This is a genomic window from Terriglobia bacterium (assembly GCA_036496425.1).
In the GTDB taxonomy this organism is placed as follows: domain Bacteria; phylum Acidobacteriota; class Terriglobia; order 20CM-2-55-15; family 20CM-2-55-15; genus 20CM-2-55-15.
This window is the reverse complement of sequence record DASXLG010000175.1, coordinates 1-9935: the sequence shown is the minus strand read 5'-3', so window position 1 is coordinate 9935 and position 9935 is coordinate 1. Positions and strand designations below refer to the sequence as shown.

Sequence of the window (9935 nt, the reverse complement as noted above, 5' to 3'; positions counted from 1 at the left end):
AACCGCGGGCATTCTAGCCGATGGGACACGGCGGCGCATCAAGTTTTCTTATGCTTTCGCCATTCCAAAATAGACGGCACAATAGCGGCGGAGGAAGCTTGATCGCAAAAATAATTGAAATACTTTCAGGTGTAATCGTAGCGGCAATTTCCGCGCTTGGTTATCCGGGAGTGGTTCTGATGATGGGGATCGAATCCGCTTGTATTCCCCTGCCGTCCGAAATCATCATGCCGTTCTCCGGATATCTAGTGTACACGGGCCGCTTCGATTTGTGGGCGGTGGCGGCGGCGGGCGCGGTTGGCTGTGTCGTGGGTTCACTCGCCGCCTATTGGGTCGGCATGTACGGAGGAAGACCGGTCATCGAAAGGTATGGGCGCTACGTCCTGATTTCGCTGCACGACCTCGACATGGCGGACCGCTGGTTTGCAAAACGCGGGGAGGTGATCGTGTTTGCGAGCCGGCTGCTGCCGGTGATCCGGACCTTTATTGCCTTTCCCGCCGGAGTCGCGAGGATGAACCTCGGCCGGTTTGTCATCTATACATTCCTCGGCTCATTTCCGTGGTGCCTTGGTCTGGCGTATGTCGGGCAGAAACTGGGCGAGCAGTGGGATAAGAACCAGGAGTTGAAGTCCTTGTTCCATCGGTTCGATTTTGCCATCGGCATCATCGGCTTTCTTGCCGTAGCCTGGTGGATCTGGCGCCACATTCAGGATTCGCGAATTGCCGCATCCACGCGATGAGGCCGCTGACCATTGGGGAAAAGTTTGCCGGAAGGGACCTTATTGCACCATTGCATCATTAGAGATTTCTGCATTTTAAATTTAGAACTGCAAAAACTTCCAATGATGCAATGTTGCAATAAGGTTTTTTGTGCCTTTTGCGGCCGCTCCGGTCTCGCTATAATGGTACGTTGACCGAAGGGCGGTTAGCTCAGTTGGGAGAGCGCGGCGTTCGCAACGCCGAGGCCGAGGGTTCGAACCCCTTACCGTCCATTTCCAATCAAGCTGTGGTAATGATCTTGTGGAGGCGGGTCTTTCCGTCTTCGACGTATCCCTTCACGTTGTCGAACGCCTGCCGCATCTGCTCATAGCCTTCTGTGAACTGATCCCGGACGTCGGACTGCAAATCATCGAACTGGTCCCTGGCCTTTTTCGACATACGCCGAATATCCCGGCGCGTCTGGACGCCCGACTTCGGAGCCAGCACCAGCGCCACCGCCGCCCCGACCGCCGCGCCCGTCAGAAAGAATCCAGCCACCTGAGTTTTTGTAAATCCTCGCATCAATGACCTCCGTAAAACGACCAGAATTCAGCATAGCATCGGGCCGGAAGTGCAGGTAGATTTTGGCAGATTAATTGGCCGCAGATGACGCGGATGTCACAGATGGGCGCGCTAAGAGGTCCTTTGACGCGCCCATCTGCGGCATCCGCGTCATCTGCGGCCAATTAATCTCCCGGTTCTTTGTGCCGTTTCTTACCGAAGACGTACGCAACGCCGACGCCCATGAGATACAGCCCGACCATGGGGACCATCACAATCATCATGTTGGGAATGTCGGTCGTCGGCGTAATGACGGCGGCGACGATGGCGGAGATTAGAATCGCGTAACGCGTGTTGCGCAGCAGGAACGGGCCGCTGACGAGGCCGATCCGGGAAAGAATAAAAATAACCGCTGGTATTTCGAAGATGACTGCCAGGGCGAGCTCGACCGTAAGGAACAGATCAAAATAGTCGCTGGCTGTAATGAGCACGGTGCCGCCCATATCCTTTTCCCATGAGACCAGAAACTGGGCAGCAAAGGGAAAGGCGACAAAATAGGCGAACAGTCCGCCTAAGATGAACAACACCGATGAAGAGAGAATGAACGGCAACGCGTAGCGGCGTTCGTGCTTGTAAAGACCGGGCGAAATAAACAGCCAAACCTGACCCAATATGAAAGGAGCCGACAGAAAGACCGCCGCAATGACTGCGATCTTCAGCTGCAGGTTAAAGCCTTCGGTCAGCGTCGTAAACACGAGAGAGGTGACGCCGGCCTTGGCAATCGGCCGCGAAACGAGCGCGTACAGGAAATCGCGGAAAAACCAGCAGGCACCAAAGGCTACGCCGATCCCAATCAGGGAATGGATGATGCGTTTCCGAAGTTCCTCGAGGTGATCGAGGAACGACATCTGCCCGGTCAGTTCTTCTTGTTCTTGCTCGGGATCCGTTTCGACGGGCATTACACGTGTTCTTTCGGGGTGCTGGATTCTGCCGGGTGCGTGGCCGTCGCTTCGTGCGCTTCAGCCGTTGCTGCCGCTGCCTCGGCCGGAGCGGCAAGCTCTGTGGGTTCAGTCTGGGTGGCGCCTTCGATATGGTTATAGACCTGTGTTTTCAGGCTTTGCCCCATGCCGTGCAGTTCTTTCTTGGCGTCGTTGAGGGGTTCGGCAATGTCCTTTACATGGTCTTCCCAGTTCGCCTTGAGCTCGTCGGTGGCTTTCTTGAACTCCCGGATGCCTTTACCCAGTGATTTTCCCAGTTCCGGCAGCTTTTTCGGTCCGAAGACCAGCAGCGCGATCACGAAGATCATCAACATTTCCGGGAAACCAAGACTACCCATCAAGCCTCCTAAAACCCCTGCTAAAGCCGTTGTTGATGATAGCAAAATCGCGGGTTGCGAGGGGCACTTTCTTGACACCTTTTGCACACCAGCGCGCATTCTGCTCGTCTCTATCCTTGTGGCTTATCTGTTATAATGTTGCGATTGCTCAGTGAAAGGGAGATGACTAATGAAATTCAGACCGTCGCGTGCGATTCTTTTCCTGGTCCTGGTGCTGATGATATCCGCAGTCGTTGGCGGAGTATTCGGAGGCCAGGCCCGGGCGACGACGAAAGGCGAGGAGGATGCCGACACGGCGGTGAAGCATTTCACCAATATCCTCGGCCTCGTCGAAGAAAATTATGCGACCGACGTCGACTCCGATAAAGCGGTCTACGGAGCGATCGACGGTATGCTGCGCACGCTCGATCCGCACTCCAAGTTCTTCGATCCCAAAGCATTTGCCTCATTGAGAGAAGATCAACGCGGCAAATACTACGGACTGGGCATTACCGTAACGGTCCGCTTCGACAAAGTTACCGTCGTCTCCCCGCCGTTTGCCGATTCTCCCGCCGAGAAAGTCGGCCTGCGGGTCGGCGACGTCATCAGCCAGATTAACGGCGAGCCCACCACCGGAATGGATCTGAATGATGTCGTCAACAAGCTCAAGGGGCCCAAAGGCACGTCCGTAAAGATTAAAGTCATGCGCGCCGGCGTGGATGAGCCGATCGAAATGAATCCGATCCGGGGCGAGATCTCGAAATTCACGATCAACACCGCATTCCTGATTCGTCCGCATGTCGGCTACATCAACCTCGAGAGCTTTGCCGAGACTACGGGACAGGAACTGCGCGACGCGCTCAAGAAATTGCGCGACGAGTCCAGGAAGGAAGACGGCAAGGACCTCGAAGGACTGGTCTTCGACCTCCGCAACAACCCCGGCGGACTGCTTCAGGAAGCCATTGAAGTCGGCGAAACTTTCCTGCAGAAGGGACAGTTGATCGTCGAAACCCGCGGCCGCACGCGCGGTTCGAACAAGCCGTACGCTTCGCAGAAAGCGAATCCGGATAACACGTTCCCGATGGTCGTCCTGATCAATCCGCAAAGCGCCAGCGCGGCGGAGATCGTATCGGGAGCGCTTCAGGATCATGATCGCGCGTTGATCGTCGGCCAGACCAGCTTCGGCAAAGGCCTGGTGCAATCGGTCTATCCGTTGAGCAAAGGCGCCGGCCTCGCGCTCACCACGCAGAAGTGGTACACGCCGAGCGGCCGTCTGATTCAGCGCGACTATTCGCAGATTTCCCAGTTCGATTATTACAATCACCGCGAAACGACGCCTCCGAAGAAAGACGACATCAAGCACTCCGATACCGGCCGGATCGTTTATGGCGGCGGCGGTATCACTCCCGATTACGTTGTGGAAGAGCCGAAGGCGAATGACTTCCAGATCAATCTCGCGTCGAAGCCGGTGGTTTACACCTTCGTCCGCGACTTCCTTGCGAAGAATCCGGCGATCGATGAATCCACCTTCCAGATTTCCGACGCCATGCTGAATGAGTTCAAGCAATATGCGATGAAGCGCGGCGTGGAATTCAGCGACAAGGACTTCCAGGACAATCGCGACAACACCAAGCGCGCCATCAAATACGAGATTTACTACAACAAGTTTGGCGTCGGCGACGCCAAACGCGTCCTGCTTGAAGGCGACCCGCAGCTGACGAAGGCGATGGACCTTCTGCCGGAAGCGAAGGACCTCGCCAGCAAGGCCCGCAGACAGATCGCAGAGAAACGTTAGGTTTTAGCCGCAGATAACGCAGATGGCGCAGATGAATTTATCTGCGCCATCTGCGTTATCTGCGGCTAACATGCCCCATGCAATCCATTCCAGTCCGCCTCGCGCACTCTTCCTATGACATTATCGTCGGCGTCGGTGCTTTCGAGCGCCTTGAACAGCACCTCGATGCGGCTGGCCTCAAGGGTCCATTCCTGGTCGTTTCCCAACCGCGCATTTTCAAAGCGATTGGCCGGCCGCTGAAGAAACAGTTTCCGGTTGCGCTCATTCCGGACGGCGAACGCGCGAAAACGCTGACCACGGTTGCGCGGCTTCTGGACCGGATGGTGGCATTGAAGCTGACACGCCAATCGACCGTGATTGCCGTGGGTGGAGGCGTGGTCGGGGACGTTTCGGGTTTCGCCGCCTCTATTTTTATGCGAGGCATCCCCGTGGTTCAGGTACCCACCACTCTGCTGGCGCAAGTCGATTCGAGCATCGGCGGGAAAACCGGCGTCAACCATCGGGCAGGGAAGAACCTGATCGGCACGTTTTATCAGCCCCGGCTGGTCGTCTCGGATCCGCTGGTGCTGCGAAGCCTGCCCGAGCGCGAATACGCCAGCGGCCTGTACGAAGCGCTGAAGTACGGGATTATCCGGGATTCTGAATTATTCGGCGACTTCGAACGGGACCATGGCGTGTTTCTCAAGCGGGATCCGGGTGCCATCGAGAGGCTGGTGGCGCGCTGCGCGGCGGTAAAGGCCGAGGTGGTAATGAACGATGAGAAGGAGAGCGACCTCCGCCGCATTCTGAATTTCGGCCACACTGTCGGTCATGGACTCGAGGCGGCTGCGCGCTATACGCGAATCAAGCATGGAGAAGCCGTCGGGTACGGTATGATCGCCGCCGCGCGCATCGGCAGCATGCTGGAGAAGCTGCCGGATGCCGACCGCGCCAGGATTGAAGCCGCCGTTGAAGCCGTGGGCCGCCTGCCGGCGTTGAACGGATTGAAGAGTAAAGATGTGCTCGCTGCGCTGCAGCATGATAAGAAATTCCGTGACGGCGCGGTTCATTTTGTCCTGCCGCGCGGCATCGGACGCGTCGAGATCACACCGGACGTCCCTTACGACGTCGTTCGCCAAGTCGTGCAGGGAATTTTGAATGATGGAAAGAGAGTACTCGGGACCCGATAGCCGCCGCGTCCAGGAGATGTTTGCGGCGATCGCGCACAGGTACGATTTCCTCAACCATTTCCTGTCCGTATCGATCGATCGGCGCTGGAGGCGTTTCGCCGTAAACAAGATCCGGGAGCTGCTGAAAGACGTCCGGCCGTCATTGTGCCTGGATTGCTGCAGCGGCACCGGCGATCTGGCGATCGCTCTCGAGCGCGGCCTCGATTGCCCTGTCATCGCATCGGACTTCTGTCATCCCATGCTCGTCCGCGCTCTTCCAAAGTGCAAAACGCTTCAGGTAACGAATATCGAAGCGGACGCGCTCAATCTGCCTTTGCCGGATAACGCCTTCGATGCCGTGACGATTGCATTCGGATTACGCAATCTTCAGGATCCGCAGCGTGGCCTAAACGAAATGCGGCGAGTGCTGAAGCCGGGCGGCGCTCTCGTGGTTCTGGAGTTCTCGAAACCTGTCGTGCCACTGATGGGCCCCGCCTTTAACTTCTATTTCCATCACGTCCTTCCAAGGGTTGGCGCTTTGATCTCCGGCGATGGAAAGGCCTACACCTACTTGCCCGATTCAGTGCGAAAGTTTCCTGCGCAAAAAGAGCTCGCCGAATGGCTGCGCGCCGGCGGCTTCTCGGACGTAGGTTATCGCAACCTCAGCGGTGGAATTGCCGCCCTGCACTGGGGAAAGGGCAGGTAGCGTATTCCTATGCCGCAGAACAGTCGAGGCACGTTTTACCTTCGACAGGCCGCAGAGATCATCTCGATCGAACTCAGGTGGATGCGCTCGGCGTTCGGCTGGCGGACCAGATAGCCCTTCACCAGCATCTTATGGTCCTGATGCGTTTCGGGTGCGAAGTCTGGAACCGCATCGAGGTCCGCCAGACGGAAGGTCAGTGTGCCGAGAGGCTTTTCGCCGGCAGATTTCACTTCTGCGGTGGTTGGCGCTCCTTCGGTACGCGTGCGTGCGGGTTCTGCCGCATTCGACAGGATCCACGTGTCGTCCCTTTGAGACAGACAGCCGACCGTGATGACAAGCGATCCATCGGGTACAGGTAGCGGGCCAGTTTTCCCGACCAGGATAACCTTCCCGACGCGATCCATTGTGAGGTCGGCAGGACCGGCCGGGTAACCGTTCAGCTTGAGAACATAGGTCAGAATGTCGAGGTACTCGCCGTCGGCGATTCTTGTCGAATTCGGAGATCTTCCCAAAGGCATTCTCTCCCGGATAAACCCGTAGATTCCGTCCAGCGTGCTTTCCCGCCAGCGTTCCAGAAAACGGTTTCCCGTGAGCGCGGGAGCGGAAACGCCTTCGAGTGTATCTCCGTGGCAGGTACCGCAGTTGGCCGTGTACAGGGCCTTGCCGCGCGCCGCCTGTGTGTCAGAGTACGTCCCATCCAGGACCGTTGGCGCCTGAAGCAGGACGGCAAGTAACAGCGTGATCAGCATGCAACCTACTCCAGCTCGTATTCCTTCACTTTGTTCAGCAGCGTTTTATAGGACACGTCGAGCGTTTCTGCCGCCTGCGTTTTATTCCAGGAACTCAGTTCGAGCACCTGTTTGATCTTGGTCTTTTCGGCCGCGCGGCTGGCCCGGGACGACACTTCAGACAACGATCCGGAAAGATCCAGGAACTGGACAAAATCATCCTCTTGCCGCTTTCGCGTCTGGAAGGCGAAATTGAGGTCTCCGGGACGGATCGTTTTTCCGTCCGACAGGATGACCGCTCGTTCGATCGTGTTCTGCAGCTCGCGGACATTGCCGGGCCACGAGTATTCTTCCAGTGCGCGGGTGGACTCGGGGCTCAACGCGATACCCTGGCGATGAAGGTCCTTTGAAAATTTATCGACGAAAAACTGCGCCAGAAGGCGTACGTCGGTAAGGCGTTCGCGCAACGGCGGAATGTGGATCGGAATAACGGACAGCCGGAAGAAAAGGTCCTCGCGGAATTCCTTTTTGCCCACCAGTTCCTGAAGGTCCCGGTTTGTGGCAGCCACGACGCGCGTGTTGACGTGGATGGTCTCGAGTCCTCCAATGCGTTCGAAGACCTGTTCCTCGATGACGCGCAGGACTTTGGCCTGGACCGAGATGTGAAGTTCCCCGATCTCGTCCAGGAAAATCGTGCCCTGATCCGCGACTTCAAATTTCCCGATCTTCCGGGAGAACGCTCCGGTATACGAGCCCTTTTCGTGGCCGAACAACTCGTTCTCGATCAGCGAATGCGGTATCGCCGCGCAGTTCACGGTGACGAACGGCTTGTCGCGCCTGGAGCTGAGCTGGTGGACGGCCCGCGAAAACACTTCTTTGCCGGTTCCGCTCTCTCCGGTGAGCAGAACCGTGGCATCCGTCGGCGCCACTCGCTGGATGGCCTGGCTGACCGAGTGAATTGCCGGACTCTCTCCGATAATTTGAGGAATTCCGTAGGCCCGCTGGAATTCCTCTTTCAGCACGAGATTCTCGATAAGCAGCCGCCGTTGTTCAAGCGCCCGGCCGATAAGAAGCATCAGATGGGAGATGTCCACCGGTTTCGGGACAAAATCGAATGCGCCCTTTTTCATTGCGGAGACAGCCTCTTCGATCGTGCCGTAAGCCGTCATCAGGAGAACCGGAATCGTGGAATCGATTTCCTTTTGAATTTTGAGAATCTCGAGCCCTGAAAGAGTCGGCAGTCGAAGATCCGTGATCACGAGTTGGTACGGCTGCTTGCGAAGCTTTTCCGCGGCGATATTGCCGTCGGCGGCTTCGTCGACCGTGTAGCCCGCTTTCCGGATCGCTGTCGAAAGCATCTGCCGCAGGCTGTCTTTATCTTCAACGAGAAGAATCTTCACGCGCTCCACACCCCTATTCTGGCGTGCGTATTCTCACATTTCTGGGAACCGTCCGCAATGCAAGGGAGTATACGGGCAAAACGCCGTTCGACAGAGCAGCCGCTGTCTGAACGGTCAGGCGGACGTCGACCCGCGCGATGGCGTTCCGGCTGGCGAGCGATGACGGCGTTACCGCGTTGCCATGGACGTCATAGTAAGCAAAGGTCAAAGACGTCAAATTGGCTCCGATCTCGTTGGCTGGGCCCCAGCTGGGCGAAGCAGGATTTGTGAAGCTGCTGGCGGCGGCGTGCCGGACACTGCCGGCATTCAGGAAAATCGAAACGGCTTCTTCAAGATAGACGGTCGGAGCCGAGCTGAAATGAATGCTGATGCCTGCGGTTCCGGTCTGTTGGGGAACAAAACTGACCGCAGTCGATGTAACAGCCGTGAGTTGCGCCCGAACCCAGGTCCAGCCGTTGCCGGCCGGGCCCCAGAAGTAAACGAACTTCCCGGCCGACAGCCCTGTCGAATCCGCTACGCCGAGCGTTCTTGGGGAACCGATGGACAGATCGATCGGGGCAAGCGTTGTGACCACGGTTTCCACATTGGACAAGCCCGCGCGGAAATCGATGCGGTCGACTGTCGATGTCCCGAGGAAAACCGCGGTCGATTCGGCCGGCTCCGGGTCGAAGGTGCTGGCATATATCGGAACGCCCTGGCCCGCCATCCGTATTTCATCGGATATCTGTGACATCACAATGCGCGCACTTTGCTGCATTTCCATCACCAGTGTCTGGTCCCGGATGACGCGCGCGTTTTCACGGAACAGCTGAAACGTCATCATCCCGATGCAGAGCACCACCAGGAGTGCAATCAATAGTTCGATCAGTGAAAATCCATAACTCCGGTTTTTCATCAGAATGATGGGGTGAGCAGCGTGGTGGCCTGGATCAGTTCCCTCTGGCGGTGCGTCAGCGGATTGCTTGCGGCGTAAACGGTGACGGTCAAAATCCGGGGATCGCCGGGCGTGATCTGCCAGACCCGGAGGTATTTGTCATCGAGCGCGACCTGATCCGTTCCGCCAGAAGGAGACGTGGCCCACTTCAGTTCTTCCATTTTGTCGTACGCGAGAGCCGTGGCAACCGCCATCTGCCGGTTGCTGATATTGGCGCGAATCGCAAACGAGAAGATGGACGCAATGGCGACCAGCCCGCAGGCGACAATGGCGGCGGTAATCAGAGCTTCGATTAATGTGAATCCGCGATCTTGCGCCACAGTGTTGACGGCGGTTGGGGGCCGGGGCAGGGCAGAACTAAACTAAGACGATGTCACGAAGGAGTCAAGACTGGTAACGTCACCGTGAAACAGGTGCCTTTTCCCGGACTGCTTTGAACCTCGATCCGGCCGTTGTGGGCAAGAACAATCTTCTGAACGAGCGACAATCCGAGGCCTGTTCCCTGGGTCTTGGTTGTGAAAAATGGAATGAAAATCTTTTTACGAACATCCTCCGGGATACCGTGTCCATTGTCCCGGATCGCAGTTTTTACGAACCGGCTGTTTTGCGTGATGGACACATCGATTTCACCTGCGGGTCCCAGCGCTTC

12 protein-coding genes and 1 tRNA gene are annotated in these 9935 nt (G+C 57.1%); 5 read left to right on the top strand and 8 right to left on the bottom strand.

From position 1 onward, the window contains the following. The first annotated feature begins 98 nt into the window (after positions 1 to 98). Positions 99 to 740, top strand: a complete 642-nt coding sequence (locus VGK48_12325; protein HEY2381956.1) for a DedA family protein — start codon at positions 99 to 101, stop codon at positions 738 to 740. Positions 741 to 919: 179 nt separating this feature from the next. Next, positions 920 to 992: transfer RNA gene (locus tag VGK48_12320), tRNA-Ala, on the top strand. A gap of 7 nt (positions 993 to 999) precedes the next feature. On the opposite strand, the gene VGK48_12315 is transcribed toward VGK48_12320, so the two are convergent. The 3 genes from VGK48_12315 to VGK48_12305 all read right to left on the bottom strand — a co-directional run bounded on the left by VGK48_12315 (position 1000) and on the right by VGK48_12305 (position 2596). Continuing rightward, the gene (locus VGK48_12315; protein ID HEY2381955.1) at positions 1000 to 1281 is read right to left on the bottom strand and encodes a YtxH domain-containing protein; all 282 of its coding nucleotides are present in this window, start codon (positions 1279 to 1281) and stop codon (positions 1000 to 1002) included. Between the two features lie 164 nt (positions 1282 to 1445). Beyond that, positions 1446 to 2219, bottom strand: a complete 774-nt coding sequence (gene tatC, locus VGK48_12310) for a twin-arginine translocase subunit TatC (protein HEY2381954.1) — start codon at positions 2217 to 2219, stop codon at positions 1446 to 1448. Beyond that, the gene (locus tag VGK48_12305) at positions 2219 to 2596 is read right to left on the bottom strand and encodes a twin-arginine translocase TatA/TatE family subunit (protein HEY2381953.1); all 378 of its coding nucleotides are present in this window, start codon (positions 2594 to 2596) and stop codon (positions 2219 to 2221) included. Before VGK48_12305 ends, tatC begins: the two co-directional genes overlap by 1 nt. A gap of 169 nt (positions 2597 to 2765) precedes the next feature. Here VGK48_12305 and VGK48_12300 point away from each other — a divergent pair, with 169 nt between their 5' ends. The 3 genes from VGK48_12300 (at position 2766) to ubiE (ending at position 6224) form a co-directional block, all read left to right on the top strand. Further along, a complete protein-coding gene (locus VGK48_12300; GenBank protein ID HEY2381952.1) occupies positions 2766 to 4370 on the top strand; it encodes a S41 family peptidase in 1605 nt (534 codons plus the stop codon). A 77-nt stretch (positions 4371 to 4447) separates the two neighbouring features. Next, positions 4448 to 5539 carry a 3-dehydroquinate synthase gene (aroB, locus tag VGK48_12295; GenBank protein HEY2381951.1) on the top strand — a complete coding sequence of 364 codons (1092 nt, stop codon included), beginning with the start codon at positions 4448 to 4450 and terminating at the stop codon, positions 5537 to 5539. After that, positions 5508 to 6224, top strand: a complete 717-nt coding sequence (gene ubiE, locus VGK48_12290; GenBank protein HEY2381950.1) for a bifunctional demethylmenaquinone methyltransferase/2-methoxy-6-polyprenyl-1,4-benzoquinol methylase UbiE — start codon at positions 5508 to 5510, stop codon at positions 6222 to 6224. The genes aroB and ubiE overlap by 32 nt, the downstream gene beginning before the upstream one ends. A 35-nt stretch (positions 6225 to 6259) precedes the next feature. On the opposite strand, the gene VGK48_12285 is transcribed toward ubiE, so the two are convergent. The 5 genes from VGK48_12285 to VGK48_12265 form a co-directional block, all read right to left on the bottom strand. Continuing rightward, the gene (locus VGK48_12285) at positions 6260 to 6973 is read right to left on the bottom strand and encodes a cytochrome c (protein ID HEY2381949.1); all 714 of its coding nucleotides are present in this window, start codon (positions 6971 to 6973) and stop codon (positions 6260 to 6262) included. A gap of 5 nt (positions 6974 to 6978) precedes the next feature. After that, positions 6979 to 8352 (bottom strand): sigma-54 dependent transcriptional regulator, encoded by a 1374-nt coding sequence (locus tag VGK48_12280; GenBank protein ID HEY2381948.1) that lies wholly within the window; start codon positions 8350 to 8352, stop codon positions 6979 to 6981. Positions 8353 to 8365: 13 nt separating this feature from the next. Further along, positions 8366 to 9247: a prepilin-type N-terminal cleavage/methylation domain-containing protein gene (locus tag VGK48_12275; GenBank protein HEY2381947.1), complete on the bottom strand. Its 882-nt coding sequence runs from the start codon at positions 9245 to 9247 to the stop codon at positions 8366 to 8368. Further along, a complete protein-coding gene (locus VGK48_12270; GenBank protein ID HEY2381946.1) occupies positions 9247 to 9606 on the bottom strand; it encodes a prepilin-type N-terminal cleavage/methylation domain-containing protein in 360 nt (119 codons plus the stop codon). The genes VGK48_12275 and VGK48_12270 overlap by 1 nt, the downstream gene beginning before the upstream one ends. A gap of 53 nt (positions 9607 to 9659) precedes the next feature. Then, positions 9660 to 9935: HAMP domain-containing sensor histidine kinase (locus VGK48_12265; GenBank protein HEY2381945.1), on the bottom strand; the 276-nt coding region annotated here is incomplete at its 5' end.